At 66.4% G+C, this 16024-nt stretch carries 16 protein-coding genes; 5 read left to right on the top strand and 11 right to left on the bottom strand.

Annotation, left to right across the window (positions count from 1 at the left end):
• Positions 1-212 precede the first annotated feature (212 nt).
• A complete protein-coding gene (locus F8S13_23020; GenBank protein KAB8140625.1) occupies positions 213-1838 on the top strand; it encodes an NAD-dependent malic enzyme in 1626 nt (541 codons plus the stop codon).
• 543 nt (positions 1839-2381) lie between these two features.
• On the opposite strand, the gene F8S13_23015 is transcribed toward F8S13_23020, so the two are convergent.
• From F8S13_23015 to F8S13_22975, 9 genes are all read right to left on the bottom strand, one after another.
• A complete protein-coding gene (locus F8S13_23015) occupies positions 2382-3407 on the bottom strand; it encodes a prolyl oligopeptidase family serine peptidase (GenBank protein ID KAB8140624.1) in 1026 nt (341 codons plus the stop codon).
• An 84-nt stretch (positions 3408-3491) separates the two neighbouring features.
• A complete protein-coding gene (locus F8S13_23010; GenBank protein ID KAB8140623.1) occupies positions 3492-3812 on the bottom strand; it encodes a hypothetical protein in 321 nt (106 codons plus the stop codon).
• Between the two features lie 140 nt (positions 3813-3952).
• Entirely contained in the window at positions 3953-5617 is a 1665-nt protein-coding gene (locus F8S13_23005; GenBank protein KAB8140622.1) for a hypothetical protein, read from the bottom strand.
• Between the two features lie 59 nt (positions 5618-5676).
• Positions 5677-6174 carry a rhodanese-like domain-containing protein gene (locus tag F8S13_23000; protein ID KAB8140621.1) on the bottom strand — a complete coding sequence of 166 codons (498 nt, stop codon included), beginning with the start codon at positions 6172-6174 and terminating at the stop codon, positions 5677-5679.
• The gene (locus F8S13_22995; GenBank protein KAB8140620.1) at positions 6171-6635 is read right to left on the bottom strand and encodes a hypothetical protein; all 465 of its coding nucleotides are present in this window, start codon (positions 6633-6635) and stop codon (positions 6171-6173) included. The genes F8S13_23000 and F8S13_22995 overlap by 4 nt, the downstream gene beginning before the upstream one ends.
• Before the next feature lie 155 nt (positions 6636-6790).
• Entirely contained in the window at positions 6791-7375 is a 585-nt protein-coding gene (locus F8S13_22990) for a hypothetical protein (GenBank protein KAB8140619.1), read from the bottom strand.
• Positions 7376-7384: 9 nt separating this feature from the next.
• Entirely contained in the window at positions 7385-7633 is a 249-nt protein-coding gene (locus F8S13_22985) for a sulfurtransferase TusA family protein (GenBank protein KAB8140618.1), read from the bottom strand.
• A gap of 164 nt (positions 7634-7797) precedes the next feature.
• The gene (locus F8S13_22980) at positions 7798-8850 is read right to left on the bottom strand and encodes a HAMP domain-containing histidine kinase (protein ID KAB8140617.1); all 1053 of its coding nucleotides are present in this window, start codon (positions 8848-8850) and stop codon (positions 7798-7800) included.
• Between the two features lie 185 nt (positions 8851-9035).
• Complete coding sequence (locus tag F8S13_22975; protein ID KAB8140616.1) at positions 9036-9734, bottom strand: response regulator transcription factor; 699 nt, start codon at positions 9732-9734, stop codon at positions 9036-9038.
• On the opposite strand from F8S13_22975, the gene F8S13_22970 reads away from it, so the two are divergent.
• From F8S13_22970 to F8S13_22955, 4 genes are all read left to right on the top strand, one after another.
• Complete coding sequence (locus F8S13_22970) at positions 9682-10230, top strand: hypothetical protein (protein ID KAB8140615.1); 549 nt, start codon at positions 9682-9684, stop codon at positions 10228-10230. The genes F8S13_22975 and F8S13_22970 overlap by 53 nt on opposite strands.
• Before the next feature lie 429 nt (positions 10231-10659).
• Positions 10660-11100, top strand: coding sequence for a hypothetical protein (locus F8S13_22965; protein KAB8140614.1), 441 nt, complete (start codon positions 10660-10662; stop codon positions 11098-11100).
• Positions 11101-11142: 42 nt separating this feature from the next.
• Positions 11143-12609, top strand: a complete 1467-nt coding sequence (locus F8S13_22960) for a hypothetical protein (GenBank protein ID KAB8140613.1) — start codon at positions 11143-11145, stop codon at positions 12607-12609.
• Between the two features lie 105 nt (positions 12610-12714).
• Complete coding sequence (locus F8S13_22955) at positions 12715-13980, top strand: DUF2029 domain-containing protein (GenBank protein ID KAB8140612.1); 1266 nt, start codon at positions 12715-12717, stop codon at positions 13978-13980.
• A gap of 197 nt (positions 13981-14177) precedes the next feature.
• Here F8S13_22955 and F8S13_22950 read toward each other — a convergent pair whose 3' ends face one another.
• Both F8S13_22950 and F8S13_22945 read right to left on the bottom strand, forming a co-directional pair.
• The gene (locus tag F8S13_22950; protein ID KAB8140683.1) at positions 14178-15014 is read right to left on the bottom strand and encodes a carbohydrate ABC transporter permease; all 837 of its coding nucleotides are present in this window, start codon (positions 15012-15014) and stop codon (positions 14178-14180) included.
• 15 nt (positions 15015-15029) lie between these two features.
• The gene (locus F8S13_22945) at positions 15030-15989 is read right to left on the bottom strand and encodes a sugar ABC transporter permease (protein ID KAB8140611.1); all 960 of its coding nucleotides are present in this window, start codon (positions 15987-15989) and stop codon (positions 15030-15032) included.
• Positions 15990-16024 lie beyond the last annotated feature (35 nt).

The raw sequence follows: 16024 nt of genomic DNA, 5'->3' as shown, positions 1-16024 counted from the left end.
AACGTTTGCAAGATGCGTAGCGACGTGATAGACGCGCATCTGCCACGACGTGTCGAGCGTCACAAATCAAATGGTAAAGATGTGTAGACGCAGCAAGCATAAACTTTTCCCAAAAAGAGACTATTCCTGCGGTACGATACTGGCGACTTCCCAGAGACTCAGCCCAAAGCCTCTTCAACGATCAGCCATATACACATCCAACGAGGGATTCTATGTCTCAGCTATGTGAGGAGATCACCGGCCTTTCCCGCCACCACGACCCGAAGCTCAACAAGGGCACGGCGTTCACCCAGGAGGAGCGCGACGCCTACGGGCTGCGCGGCCTGCTGCCGCCGCGCGTCTTCACGCTCGACGAGCAGGTCGAGCGCGTGCTCGGCAACCTGCGGCGCAAGCCGAACGACCTTGAGAAATACATCTTCCTGATGGCCCTGCAGGATCGCAACGAGACCCTGTTCTACCGCACCTTGGTCAGCCACCTGACCGAGCTGATGCCGATCGTCTACACCCCCACCGTCGGCCAGGCCTGCCAGGAGTACGGCCACATCTTCCGGCGCTCGCGCGGCCTCTACATCTCCATCAACGACATGGGCCACGTCGCCGAGATCCTCAATAACTGGACCGAGGACGATGTGCGCGTGATCGTCGTCACCGACGGCGAGCGCATCCTTGGCCTAGGCGACCTGGGCGCGAACGGCATGGGCATCCCCGTCGGCAAGCTGGCGCTCTACACCGGCTGCGCTGGCGTGCCGCCCTGGCAGTGCCTCCCGATCACGCTCGACGTGGGCACCAACAACCCCGCCCTGCTCGAAGACCCGATGTACATCGGCCTCCAGCAGCGCCGCGCCCCCCGCGAGCAGTACGACGCCCTGATCGAGGAGTTCATGCAGGCCGTGCAGGTGCGCTTCCCCGACGCCATGGTCCAGCTGGAGGACTTCGGCAACGCCAACGCCTTCCGCCTGCTCGACGCCTACCGCGATCGCCTCAGCCTCTTCAACGACGACATCCAGGGCACCGGTGCGGTCGGCCTGGCCGGGCTCTACAGCGCGCTCCGCATCAGCGGCCAGCAGATGCGCGACCAGCAGGTGGTCTTCCTCGGCGCGGGCGAGGCCGCCGTGGGCATCGCCCACATGGTGGTGGCCGCCATGGTCCAGGATGGCCTCAGCCACGAGGAGGCCCTGCGCCGCTGCTGGTTCGTCGACTCCAAGGGCCTGGTGGTCGCCTCCCGCACCGACCTCAACGCCCACAAGCGAGAGTTCGCCCACGAGCACGCCTTCGCCCCCGACCTGTTCAGCGCCGTCGAGGCCCTGCGCCCCACCGCGATCATCGGCGTGGCCGGCCAGGCTAGCATGTTCACACAGCCCGTGGTTGAGGCCATGGCCCGCTTCAACCAGCACCCGATCATCTTCGCCCTCTCCAACCCCACATCCAAGCAGGAGTGCACCGCCGAGGAGGCCTACACCTGGACCGAGGGCCGCGCGATCTTCGCATCCGGCAGCCCCTCGGCCCCCGTGCTCTACCAGGGCAAGACCATCGTCCCCGGCCAGGGCAACAACTCCTACATCTTCCCGGCGGTCGGCCTGGCCGTGGTGGCCTGCAAGATCGCCCGCGTCACCGACGACCTGTTCCTGGCCGCCGCCCAGGCCCTGGCCAAGCAGGTGGCCGACAGCGACATCGAGCAGGGCCGCATCTACCCGCCGCTCAGCCAGGTGCGCTCGGTCTCCCACGTGATCGCCACCGCCGTGGCCGAGGTCGCCTACCAGCACGGCCTGGCCAAGCTGCCCCGACCCGCCGACCTGGACGCCTACCTCCGCAGCTACATGTACGAGCCGGAGTACTAGGCCCCAGAACCCCATCGCACAGCGGGGGGCGGCGTGAGAGATCACGCCGCCCCCCGCTGCGTCTGCCCAAGGGCCTACCCCGCGCCCGCTGGTGAACCACCCCCGGGGAACGCCCAAAATTGGAGGTTCGCAGTGGCATCCCCCCTCAACCAGTATCTCTTCTTCGTGCGGGGCATGCAGATGCGGCAGACGCAGCGATCTGGCGTGCCGGGTCATGCCTGAGGCGTGCGCAAGGCCAACCGTACCCACCCGGCCCATGCGGCGAAGGTGCTGTGACGGCCAGCTGGCCATATGCACGAATATCAGCTGCCAGGAAATAGCATAGGAACGCTGCAAATTGGGGGTTCCAAGGGGGCATCGCCCCCCGGCGGGGTTCACAGGGGCTGGCCCCTGTGCGCCGCCCGCGTAGGGCATCCACCCACCGAGCAAGAACGGCCGCCATTGCTCAGCTGACCCACCACCGCAGACGTGGCCACACCGCACGCCAAGCGTTGCCAGCGCCATCCTGCGCCCCGCCCGCAGCCATGGCCCCAGCCCCTGCCGCTACTGCGGCAGCCCGCCCAGAAACGAGCGCACCGCAGGCACCCACAGGCCCGGCGCGCCCACCGCAAAGGGCATCGTGTGGCCCTCGCCGGGCGCGGTCAGCACCTGCGGCGGGGTGGGCAGCGCCGCCGCGATCGCAGCCATGTCCTCGGCGCGCACCCACGGGTCGCGCTCGCCGCGCATCAGCAGCACGGGGCACGTGACCGCGCGCGCGTACGCGCTCGGGTTGTGCGCGAAGCCGTTCTGGCCGATCTCCAGGCTGCCCCACAGCAGCACCAGCTCGGATGTCGGCCAGCGCGGCGCGATCCGCTCGATCCGATGCCCGATCGTGTTCAGCATGCTGTCGAACGGCCCCTCCAGGATCAGCGCCGCTGGCGCGATCTGGCCCTGCGCCGCCGCCCGCATCAGCGCCGTGGCCCCCATGGAAATGCCATAGCCCACCAGCGGCTGCCCCGGCCACTGCTGCGCCGCGTACCCGAACGCCGCCGCCACATCATCCGCCTCGCGCATGCCCAGCGTCACCAGCTCGCCGCTGCTGCCCCCGGCCCCGCGCACATCCACCAGCAGGCATGCGTAGCCCATCTGGTGCAGCTCCTGCGCGGGCCGCAGCATCGAGTCCTTTGCTGCCATATAGCCCGTAAACATGATCGCCACGCCGCGCGGCTGGGCCTCAGGCACGTACCACGCCTCCAGCTGCTCGCCTGCATCCAGAGGGATGGAGCGCACCTCGTAGGCCAGCCCCACCACATCCGGCGTCGCGGTGCTCATCGGGCGGTCGGTGGTGGTGCCGCCCAGCATCCCCCAGGCCTGCGCCAGCGGCGTGGTGGCGTACTGGGCAAACGTGGGTCTATCGGCGGGCAGCACGTGGGTGGAGATATAGGCCAGTTTTGCCGCCGCTAGGTTCACCAGGATCACCGCGCCCAGCGCGAACTGGGCGGTGATGCGCAACAGGCGGCGCGGCCAGCGTGGGTGAGACATCGTATGCTCCCTTTTAGTATAGGTGGTGGGGTGAGAGAACGCCGCCATTGTAGCAGAGCGCGGCGGGCATACGAACGGCGGCGGCCCTGCTGGACCGCCGCCTTTGGGTGATGAGCGAGCTACCCGCCAACGCTACCGGTGCCGCGCGCTGCGCATCGTGTACAGTGCCGCGAAGTCGGCGCTAAAATCCGCCCACGACACGCGCTCGCACCCATAGAGCGCCCGCAGATCCGCCGCCATCGTCTCCAGCGGAATAGGCAGCGCTGCGCGCGGGTACATCGCCTGGATATCCACCAGGACGGTGTCGACCGTCATCTCGCGCTGCGTGCCGCTGTAGAGCGCGCGCAGATCGTCGTACAGGGTGCGAAAAGAGATCGGCTGCGCCTGCTGCGCCTCTGGCCCGACATCGGACCAGCTATCGGCTGTCATCGGTGACATACCTGCGAAGACCATGGTCGTTCTCCTTTTTCAGCGAGCCACAACCTCGCATGCTTGGCGGGCATCCTCGCCCGCCGTGTGCCCCGCTCGCAGGGCACGTGGCTCACCCCGCAGTATACTCCTTTGAACGCCCCCTGACCTTCGAAAAAACGCCATCACGCCAGCGCGGGCGTCTCCGCTGGCCGGTGCGCCAGCCGCAGCGTCTTGGCCCCGCCCGCCAGCGTGGCCACGTCGGCCACATCGCGCTGCACCAGGATGCGGTACGCGTAGTAGCTGCGCATCCCCACGAAGCAGTACAGCAGCACCCGCCGCCCGCTGGCCCGCAGCTCCTCGGCGCGGTCGCGCAGCTCGCGCAGCGGGATGTTCACCGCGCCCTCTAGGTGCCAGGCCGCGTACTCCTGAGGGTCGCGCACATCCACCACCAGGGCGTCGCCGCGCTGCTCGACCTGCTCGGCGTACCAGAACCGCACGTCGCCGCGCAGCAGGTTGGATGCCAGGAAGCCTGCCATGTTCACCGGGTCTTTGGCCGAGCCATAAGGCGGCGCGTAGGCTAGCTCTAGGTGCTCCAGGTCATACACGGTCATCTTGGCCCGCAGCGCGGTGGCCAGCACGTCGATGCGCTTATCCACCCCGTCGCCGCCCACGATCTGCGCGCCCAGGATCGCGCCGTCGGCGGGCGAGAACAGCAGTTTCATGTGCATCGCCTCGGCCCCTGGGTAGTAGCCCGCGTGGCTAGAGGGGTGCAGGTAGACCTTGGCGTAGGCCACACCGGCGCGCTGGAGCGCCTTCTCCGAGCTGCCGGTCATCGCGGCGCTGCGCTCGAACACCTTCACGATGGCGGTGCCCTGCGTCGAGCGGTAGGCCGAGGCCCGCCCGCAGATCGCGTCGGCAATGATCCGCCCCTGGCGGTTGGCCGGCCCGGCCAGCGCGATCACGGCGGGCTGCCCGGTCACAGTGTCCACCACCTCCACCATATCTCCGGCGGCGTAGATGCTGGCGTCCGATGTGCGCATCTGCCCATCGACCTTAATCCCGCCGCGCGGCCCTAGCTCCAGCCCCGCCGCCTTGGCCAGCGCCGATGCGGGCCGCACGCCCACCGCCATCACCACCATGTCGGCCAGCAGTTCGCCGCTGTCGCTCAGCGTTGCGCGCACGCGCCCGTCCGCATCCTCAAACGCGCTTACCGACACGCCCAGGTGCAGCCGCACGCCATGGGCCGCCATGTGGTCGCCCAGCTCGGCGGCCATCTCGGCATCCAGCAGCGGCATCACCTGCGGCTGTAGCTCCACCAGATCCACCTTCAGGCCCCGCGCCACCAGCGCCTCCACCACCTCCACGCCGATGTAGCTGCCGCCCACCACCAGCGCGCTGGCCGCGCCCTGCCCGATGGCGGCGTTGATCGTGTCCATATCATCGACGGTGCGCAGCGTGTGGATGTTCGGGTGGTCCATCCCCGCCACCGGCGGGCGCAGCGCATCCGCGCCCTGGGCCAGCACTAGCGCATCGTAGGCCACGGCGGCCTCCTGCCCGCTGGCGCGGTCCACCACGCGCACCAGCTTGGCCGCGCGGTCGATGCCCGTCGCCTCGTGCTGGGTGCGCACGTCGATCCGCAGCGTCGAGCGCAGGTACTCAGGCGTGGCCACCAGCAGCTTCTCGCGGTCGGCAATTGCGCCGCCGATATGATAGGGCAGCCCGCAGTTGGCATACGACACATAGCCGTCGCGCTCCAGCACCACAATCTCGGCCCTCTCGTCCAGCCTGCGCAGGCGCGCTGCGGCGGACATGCCCGCCGCCACACCGCCGATGATAACAACCTTCATGGGTCTTCCTCTTCTTGAAAAAGGGCGCTTGGGGCATGCGCCGCCAAGCGCCCACTGTGCTAGTTCGTCGCGGCGTAGCCAGCGTCCAGCCACGCCTTCATCCCGCCCTGCATGTTGGCCAGCTTGGTGTAGCCCTTGGCCGCCAGCAGCGCGCAGGCCTGCCCGCTGCGGTTGCCCGAGCGGCACACGCAGGCCACCTGCCTATCCATCGGCACCTCGGCCAGCCGCTGCTCCAGCTGGTCCAGCGGGATCAGGTGCGACCCCGCAATATGTTTGTCGCCGGTGTATTCCTCCGGCGTCCGCACATCCAGCACGAACAGATCCTTGTCCTGCTCGATCTGCTGCTTTAGGTCCGACACGCTCCACTGGGCCACGCCGCCAGCCGCCGGGGCAGCGGGCGCTGCCGCCGCTGCTGCGGTCGGCTGGGCAGGGGCGGCGGCGGGCTGCGCGCCGCACGCGCCCAGCGCGGCGGCCACGCCCACCAGCAGGGCGGCCTTGATCATTACTCGCATAGGGGTAGCTCCTTGCTTTCGACGATCCAAACACGCCCTCATCATACCGCCGCAGTCCGCTCTAGGTAGTCATCAATACAGTACGCGCACGCGTCGATAGCTTCACCGTTGTACCCGGCGGCGGCCAGCTCGGCCAGCGCCTCGGCTGGCGACCACCCCAGGTGTACCACGCGGTACAGCGCCCACAGCAGGCTAGCCCGGCGAGCGCCCCGGCAGTGGATGCACAGCCCGCCCTCAACCTCTGCGATCGCCCGCGCCGCCTCGGCTAGATGCTGCGGCTCCAGCTCGTGCATCGGCAGCGGCAGGTGGATGTAGCACAGCCCCGCCGCCTCGGCGTTCTGCCGCTCCAGCGCGGCCCGCTCGGCATCGCCCCGCAGATTGATCACCGTGCGCACCCCGCGCCCCAGCAGCCCCATGAAATCCTCGGGTTGCGGCTGCGCGGCCAGCAGCACCTCGCCGCCCACGGCATACTCCAGCAGCCCCTCGCGCTCCATATTGGGCATCATCTATCTCCTGCCCCAGCCCCCACGCATCTGCAGCAGACTGGCTATCTTCTCGCTTCTCTCCACCAGAAATCTTGGAGTCTTGGTGTCTTGGTGGTTACACAAACAGCGTCACCTTCGAGTCTTCGTGCCTTCGTGGTTCAAACGGCTCTCCGTGGTTACACAAACAGCGTCACCTTCGAGCGTGCCGCATCGCCCAGGAAGGTCGCCACGCCGCCCGTCTCCAGCCCATCTACTAGCTCGGCATCGTGCACGCCCAGCAGCTCGCGCGACATGTCACACACCACCATGCGCACGCCTAGCTCGCGGGCTAGCCCAAACAGCTCCTCGACCGAGGCCACCTCGTGCTCGCGCATCAGCCTGCGGATGATCGCCGCCCCGGCCCCGAAAAAGTTCATCTGCGAGAGGCCGAGCTGCCCGGTGCCCGCCGGAAGCATAGCGGTAAACGCCCGCTCGAATAGCGTCTTGGCCCCAAATTGCCGCCGCTGCTTCAGGATGTTGATGCCCCAGAACGTGAAAAACATCGACACCTCCAGCCCCACCGAGGCCGCGCCGGTGGCGATGATCAGCGCCGCGATCGCCTTATCTAGATCGCCCGAGAACACCACCATGGCCAGCCGATCCTCGATCCCCTGCGCCGGGGCCTGCTCTAGCTGAGCCACCCGCTGCTCTAGCTGCGCGATCCGGTCTAGCAGGGCCTTTGTATCGCCAGCCGCGCTGGCGGTCAGCGTATCGTAGGTCATCGCGCCCTCCTAGGCGGTGCGCCGCAAGTAGTGGATGTACACCGCCTGGCCCTGCTCGTCCGCCGTCTCCTGCGCCACCAGCTCGACATGCTTGGCAGTCTTCGCCCAGCCCTGGAAGTCGGCCACCGAGCCACGGTCGGTGGTCAGCACCTTCAGCACCTGCCCCACCGGCAGCTCGCCCAGGCTCTTGCGGCTCTTCACCAGCGGCATCGGGCACTTGGCCCCTTTCACATCCAGCTCTCTATCGAAGTCGCCCATGATCTCAGCTCCTCGCAACAATCGCGCCAGCCAGTCTGCAAAAAAATCCTGCCTGGCAGTATTCACCACCAGGCAGGATAGCAGCCCAGCGTAAGGGCAGGGCAAGGAGCGTGTAAGAGTTGTGTAAGGGCCGCGCGCTGCTGCGCCGCCTGCACCCGCAGCGCCTAGCCGCCCGGTGTTGGCAGCTCTAGCGTGAACGTGCTGCCCTGGCCCGGCCCCACGCTTGCGGCCCGCACGTCGCCGCCCATGGCCCACGCCAAGTGCCGCGCGATGGTCAGCCCGATGCCGCTGCCGCCGCTGGCCCGCGACCGCGAGGAGTCCACGCGGTAGAAGCGCTCGAACAGGTAGGGCAGCGCCTCCGGCGGGATGCCCACGCCCGTATCGGTCACCTCCACCAGACCCACCCCGCCCCCCGCGCGCACCGCCACGCGGATCTGGCCGCGCTCTGGCGTGTAGCTGATAGCATTGCCGATAACATTGAGCAGAATCTGGGTAGTCCGGTCGCGGTCGGCATACACCATCACGGCCCCCGCCGCATCCAGATCGAGCGACAGCCCGCCGCCCATCAGCTGCGGGCGCAGCTGGGCCACCGCCGCCCGCGCCACCTCGGCCAGATCGAAGCACGTGGGCGCAAGCGCGATCTGCCCGGCCTCCACCCGCGAAAGCGCCTGCAGATCATCCACCAGCCGTCGCATGCGCCGCAGCTCGCGCTGCATCATGGCCAGCGTCTCGGCGTCGCCCGCAAACACCCCATCGATCAGCCCCTCCACATAGCCCTCTAGCCCAGCCAGCGGTGTGCGCAGCTCGTGGGCCATGTTGCCCAGCAGCGCCACCCGCTGCTGCTCCACCTGCCCCAGCGCCGCCGCCATCTGGTTGAAGCTCTCGGCCATCATCCGCAGCTCATCGCTGGAGGGCACGCCCACACGCTCCTCGTAGTGCCCATCGGCGATCCGCTGGCTGCTGGCGGCGATCTCGCGCAGCGGGCGCATGATCTGGCGCGTCAGCAGCAGCGCCGTGGCCAGCCCCACCAGCGCCGAGGCCAGCGCGGCAAAGGCCAAGGCCTGCGTCACCACATGCCGGATGAGCGGCAGCAGCTCCGGCGTCACCGTGGCCGTTGTCACCAGATGCGCACCCGCCACCAGCGTGGCAACGCCCACCAGCACCACCCCCATCTGCGCCCCCACGATCTGCCACCGCAGCTGCCGCCACACCATCATAGCCGCCTCTCTCTGCATAAAAACCACGAAGACACGAAGACACGAAGATCTTTCTGTCTCTATCTCTTGCGCAGCTATGCTTAAAACTTCCCGTCACTATATTGAGTTTTCACCTTATATCAATGGTATCACCCCCATCACCCTTCGTGTCTTCGCGTCTTCGTGGTTCAATTCGTCCCCCGTGGTTAGCGTCCCCCCGCAGGCTCGTCGGTGAAGCGGTAGCCCACGCCGCGCATGGTCGCGATCAGCGCCGCCCCCGTGGCCGCCTCCAGCTTGCGCCGCACCTGGCCCACATACACGTCCACCACGCGGTCGGTGCCGTAGAAATCCGCGCCCCACACCTGATCGATGATCTGCTCGCGGCTCAGCGTCCGGCCCGCGTGCCGCGCCAGCACCAGCAGCACATCAAACTCGGTAGCCGTCAGCTCCAGCTCGGCATCGCCCGCCCGCACCACGCGGCCCTCACGGTCGATCTGCACGTGGCAGAAGCGCAGCGCCTCGCTGGCGGGGGAGGGCCTGCGGCGGCGCAGGATGGCCTCCACCCGCGCCACTAGCTCGCGCGGGCTGAAGGGCTTGGTCAGGTAGTCGTCGGCCCCTATCCGCAGGCCCGCCACGCGGTCGGCCTCCTCGCTGCGCGCGGTCAGGATCAGCAGGTAGACATCGGATGCTTGCCGCACCCGCGCCGCCACCTCCATGCCGTCCATCCCCGGCAGGTTCAGATCAAGCACGATCAGGTCGAGCGCCTGCGCCAGGGCGATGTCGAGCGCCTCTGGCCCGCTCTCGGCCAGCAGCACCTCGAAGCCCTCGTGCTCAAGGTAGGCGCGGGCCACCGTGCGGATGCTCGGCTCATCATCGACCACCAGGATGGTGCCACGGCTTTTCATTGGGGGATGCCTTTCTGCTTGCTGTCTGGCCATTATAGCGCGGCCCCTTAGGCAGGCTAGCGATCTGGGAAAAAGCGGCCCGCCTCGATCAACTCACACCTTCGCTGCGGCTGTGATCATGGCCCGCCGCAGCCCGCTCACACCTTCGCCGGATGGGCGAGGCCGCTGGGACCAGCTGCATTGCCCGTCACCCGCACTACATTGCCCGTCACCCGCACTACATTGCCCGTCACCCGCACTACATTGCCCGTCACCCGCACTACATTGCCCGTCACCCGCACTACATTGCCCGTCACCCGCACTACATTGCCCATCACCCGCACTACATTGCCCGTCACCCGCACTACATTGCCCATCACCCGCACTACATTGCCCATCACCCGCACTACATTGCCCGTTACACATAAGATTCTATCCATTCTTTAAAAAATACTGGTCTAACGTCCTATACAATAAGAAAAATTCTAAATCGTTACCTTCCCCACCTATTAAATAATACAAGCTCGCTCTGCCTGTATAAAAACCAACCATAAATAATGCTAGCAATCTAGCTCAGTTAGCTCTCACCAACACCACCTGATTGCTCTACCGTTAATCCATACGATAACAAATCGTAACTTTTTTCCTGACAGCTCGGTATACACAGCAATAGCTCAGGTGTCTGCACCAGCACTGGATAATAACTCATGAAAAGGAGCACCGCATGAGTAGCACCGCCAGTAAGCGAACAATCCTCGGCCAGCTTCACCTCGCTGCCACCGCTATCGCTAACGCCCAAGCTAACCCCTTGATTGCCGCCGCCCTACTCCCCTACGGCTACACCCCCGAGCGCTTCTCTATCGGCCAAAGCCTACTTGACACCGCGCTTGAATGTTTCCGCCAGCAGCAGCACCATGCAAGCCTGTTGCGCACCATGCAAGACACTGTGCTATCCGCTCGACAGACCCTGAGCATCACCTACAGCGCCCACTTCAAACTCGCACGCATCGCCCTGGCCGAGCAGCCCGGCCTGCTCACCATACTCCAGCTCAACGGCCCCCGCCACGAAAGCCAGCTCCGCTGGATCGAGCAGACGGAAGCCTTCTACACCCACAGCCTAGCCCGCCCCGACATCCTTGAGCTACTGGCTACCTGCGGCGTCACCCAGGCCCACATCCAAGACGGCATGGCCAAAGTTATCGCGCTGCGGCAGGCTATCACCAAACACCAAGATCAGCTAGGCATCGCCAAAGAATCCACCAGCGCCTGTACCCAGGCCCGCAAGCAGCTGCAGAAATGGTTCACCCCCTTCACCCAGGTGGCGCGGGTAGCCCTAGAAGAAAAGCCCCAGCTGCTGTCCTCGCTCGGCATCAGCACGCCCGCCTAGGCGGTAACGCAGCCCGTGACGCTCCCGTGACGCGACCGGCCTATGCTTTCAGCGAACTCGACGCGCGAGGGATCCTTGCCCGCGCGCACCCTCTCAAAGGAGAGTCGCTTGAAACGCTTTCTGACGCCGGTCGCGCTGCTGGGGGTGCTCCTCACCGTGCTGCCGCTCACCCTACCCACCACCACCGCCGCCGCCAGCAGCACCTGCTCGGTGGATTACACGCTCAACCAGTGGAATACCGGCTTTACCGCCAACGTGACCATCCACAACAGCGGGGCCGCCATCAACGGCTGGACACTCGGCTGGAGCTTCAGCGGCAACCAGCAGATTACCAACGCCTGGAGCGCCACCGTCACCCAGGTCGGCGCGCAGGTCACGGCGCAGAACGCCTCGTACAACGCCAGTATCCCCACGGGCGGCAGCGCCAACTTTGGCTTCCAGGCCACATCCACCGGCACCAACGCCGTGCCCACCAACTTCACCCTGAACGGCATAGCCTGCGGCGATCAGACCACGCCCACCAGCGTGCCGACCACGGTGCCCACCGCTATCCCCACCGCCGTGCCCACCACTGGCCCGACCAGCGTGCCTACCGCCGTGCCCACCACTGGCCCAACCAGCGTGCCCACCGCCGTACCCACCACTGGCCCCACGGCCACCCCGGTGCCCGGCACCAGCTACACCGGCAACGGCACCTACTTCGACGGTCTAGGCAGCCCCTACGGCGGCTGCGGCCTGCCGCAGTCGGCCATCGACTCGCAGAACTTTGTGGCGCTGAATGTGCAGAACACACCCGGCGACTACAGCACCTTCTTCCAGCGCCCGATCTCTAGCGCCAACGCCAGCAAGATCGGCTTCTACAACAACGGCCTGAACTGTGGCCGCTGGGTGCGCGTCACCATCGGCGACTACTGCACCGGCGTCAACGACGGCGCGCCCAACGCCGCCTTCTGCCGCAACGGCGGCTGGGTGGCCGACAGCTTCAACGGCGCAACCCTCGACCTGATCGTGGCCGACAGCTGCCAGGATGGCAACGCCTGGTGCCGCGACGACGCCAACCACCTCGACTTCTCGAAAAACTCGCTCAGCCTCTTTACCAAAAATGGCGCTCCGGCGGGCGACATGCTGAACGGCCACTGGAACAACCGCCAGATCCACTGGCAGTTCATCCCAGCCCCCAACTACACCGGCGACATCAAGGTTGGCTTCATCCAAAACTCGGCGGTCTACTGGGCGGCTATCGCTATCAGCAACCTGCCCAATGGCATCCACGGCGTCGAGTACTACAACAACGGCACCTGGAAGAAGGCCACGATGAACGGCGATATGGGCCAGTCGTATGTCATCGACGGCACCAGCACCGCAGGCACCAACTACCAGATCCGCATCTACGACGTGAACGATCAGCTGATCAACGGCGGGCGGGTCTACAGCTTCAGCAGGCCATCCTCGTGTGGCACGCAGTGCGGCCCGGCCTACACGGCGGCAACCGTGACGGGCAGCAACTAGGGCAGTCTCCTTGCTGCTCTAACGCACCAGGGCGGGGCGCGTGGTGACGCGCCCCGCCCTGGTTTATGCTATCCTTCGCAGGGTTTCTTCTGCGGAGATTCGACCATGGCCGCTTTTCGCGCAATGCCGCGCTGGCTCATCACCCTGCTCGCGCTGGCCGCCTTCGCTATGGCGGCAATTGCCCTGGGCAACATTGTGCTCAAGGCCTATGCCGATGGGGCCTTCAGCAACCCGCGCTGGGGCCACGACCTGACCCAGTGGTGGCAGGGCGGCAGCCTGCTCATCCAGCGGCGCGACCCCTACACCACCATTGTGCCCAGCGCCGCCCCAGTGCTGCTGCTGCTGGCCCCACTGGCCTACGCCCCCTGGGGGGCCGCCACGCTGATCTGGGCCGCGACCAACCTGCTGCTCGCGGTCGCCTGCGTGTGGTGCATGGGTGCGCTGGCCCACATCCCGCCGCGCTCGGGCCAGGGCTTGCTACTGCTCGGCCTATTCCTAGCGCTGATCGCCACCCGCCAGGTGATCGAGCTAGGCCAGATCAGCCTGCTGATCGCCGCCTGCACGCTCGGCGCGCTGCTGCTAGAGCGCGACCGACCCTGGCTGGCCGGGGTGCTGCTGGGCATCGCCATATCCAAGTACACCATGTCGCTGCCTGTGCTGCTAGTGGCCCTGCTGGCCGGGCGCTGGAAGGTGGTGGCGGGCTGCGTGGCCACCCAGGTGCTGGCCCTGCTGGCCGTGGCTCTGATCGCGTGGACCAGCCCGCTCGTCATCATCGGCGAGTACCTTGGCTACTCGACCATGATCATGGGCCAGACCCAAGGCTACGCCATCCACCTGCTGAGCCTTGGCTGGGGGCCGCTCGGCCCGCTGGCCCTAGCCCTGGCCACGCTGGCCCTGGCCGCGCTGCTCGGGCGCTGGCTGCTGCGCCCGCACGCCATGGCTGCCATCCGCGCTAGCGGGCTGGCCAGCCTCACCCTCGCGGGCGCGCTCACGATCTGGAGCATGTGCGCTGTCTACCACGGGCGGCAGGACATGGTGCTCAGCTTCCTGTTTGTCCCCATCGCGCTGGGCCGCACCAACCACGGGGCCGACGGCTACCGCCTGCCGCCCCGCGCCGCCAATGCCCTGGCCGCATTCACCTGGGCCACCGCGCTCTACTGGTGCATGCCCGGCTACGTGGTGCTGGGCATGCCCGCCTACCGCTCGCTCTACGCCCTGCTCAACGTGGCCATCTGCCTGGTCTGGGCCACCCTGCTGTTCACTATCCCGATCAACACTCAAGAAGCGCCATTTAACCACCAAGACACCAAGGCGCGAAGGGGAAACACCCTGTTCAAGCACCAAGACACCAAGGCACCAAGAAAAAAATAGAAGCGCAGAGCACAATAAAAAGGAGGGCTGGCGCAGCCGTGGTTGCACCAGCCCTCCTCTTTGCTTCATTACACCAATCTAGAACGCCGTCCCTCAAAGCACCATACACGCACATTCAGCGCCCCACACCCCATCCCCTAGCAATCTTGGAGTCTTGGAGTCTTGGTGGTAAACATGCGCGTCTTCGTGGTGAAGTATCACCGCCCGCCGGTCATTGCCACGCCCTGGATGAACTGGCGCTGCGCCGCCGTGTACAGCGCTAGTATCGGCAGCATCGCGATCACCGACCCGGCCATCAGCAGGTTCCACTCCACCTTGAACTGGCCCTGGAAAGCGCTCAGGCCCACCGGCAGGGTGCGCACCGCATCCGAGTTGGTCACGATCAGCGGCCACAGGAACTCGTTCCAGCTGCCTAGCGCCGTGATGATCGCCAGCGCCGAGAGCGCGGGGGCGATCAGCGGCAGCAGCACGCTCCACCAGATGCGCAGCGAGGACGCCCCGTCGATCCGCGCCGCCTCATCCAGGTCGTGCGGGATCGACCGGAACGACTGGCGCAGCAAGAAGGTGCTGAGCGCCGAGAACGCGGGCGGCAGGATGAGCGCCTGGTAGGTGTCGTACCAGCCCAGGGCGCGCACAAGCACAAAGTTGGGGATCATTGTCACCTGCGCGGGGATCATCAGCGCCGCCAGATACAGCAGGAACAGCGCCTCGCGCCCCCAGAAGCGCAGCCGCGCAAACGCAAAGGCCGCCAGCGAGGCCGTGAGCAGCTGAATGACCGTCACGCTCGTCGTCACCAGCAGACTGTTGAGGTAGTAGCGCCCAAACGGCATCGAGGCCCAGGCCTTCTGGTAGTTCTCCCAGGCCAGCGCGCTGGGCAGCCAGATCGGCGGGTAGGCAAACACCTCCGCAGGCGGCTTCAGCGAGGTGCTGAGCATCCACGCGAAGGGCAGCAGCATCACCACGCCGCCCGCGATCAGCGCCAGGTGCAGCGGGATGTGGGCAGGGCGGAAGCGCGGGCGCGGCCCGCGCAGCATATCATCGCTCATCGGCTACTCCTCCCCCGCCTCGTAGTGCACCCAGCGGCGCTGCAGCCAGTTCTGGGCCAGCGTGCACAGCAGCACGGCGGCAAACAGCACCCAGGCCACCGCCGAGGCCTTGCCCATCTGGCTGTAGCGAAACCCGCTCTCCCAGATATAGAACACCAGCGACTTGGTGGCGTGCGCCGGGCCACCCTTGCCACCCGTCATCACATACGGCTCGCTAAACAGCTGGATCGCACCGATCATCTGGATCACCAGCAAAAAGAATGTCGTCGGGCTGATCAGCGGCAGCGTGATGTGGCGGAGCCGCGCCCACGCCCCCGCGCCATCCACCGTCGCCGCCTCGTACAGGGTTGTGGGCACGGCCTGCAGGCCCGCCAGGTAGATCACCATGGTGAAGCCCACGTTCTTCCAGACCGTCAGCGCCACCACCGAGGGCTTGGCCCAGGCCGTACTGTTCAGCCAATCCGGCGGCGCGATCGGCAGCCCGGTGCGCTCGCCCAGCTCCCAGAACAGCGCGCTCACAATCCCGAAATCGCGATTAAACATCCATTGGAAGATCAGCGCTGTGGCCACCACACTGCTGACGACCGGCATAAAATAGACCAGCCGATACAGCCCCAGGCCGTGGATCCGCTGGTTCAGCGCCAGCGCCAGCAGCAGCCCAAGCCCCAGCTGCAGCGGCACAATCGTCACCGTGTAGAACAGCGTGTTTCCGGCGGCCTTCGCAAAGATCGGGTCGGCGGTAAACAGCAGCGCGTAGTTGCCCAGGCCCACAAAGCGCGGCGGCGCAAGCAGATTCCAATCCATCAGGCTTAGCGCCAGCGAGCCAAGCATGGGCAGCAGCACAAACAGCACAAAGCCCAGCAGGCTCGGCAGCAGAAACAGGTAGGCCTCGGACTGCTGCCCCGGCCTCCACCTGCGGCCCTGGCTGCGCTGCGCCGCCGCACCCTTCGAGCGCGAGAACATCGGCAATCCCTTATCATCAGGCCAGAAGAACACCG

Source organism: Chloroflexia bacterium SDU3-3 (assembly GCA_009268125.1).
Taxonomy (GTDB): Bacteria; Chloroflexota; Chloroflexia; order Chloroflexales; family Roseiflexaceae; genus SDU3-3.
Note: the sequence above shows the minus strand (reverse complement) of the source record. Positions and strands in the feature narration are given on the sequence as shown.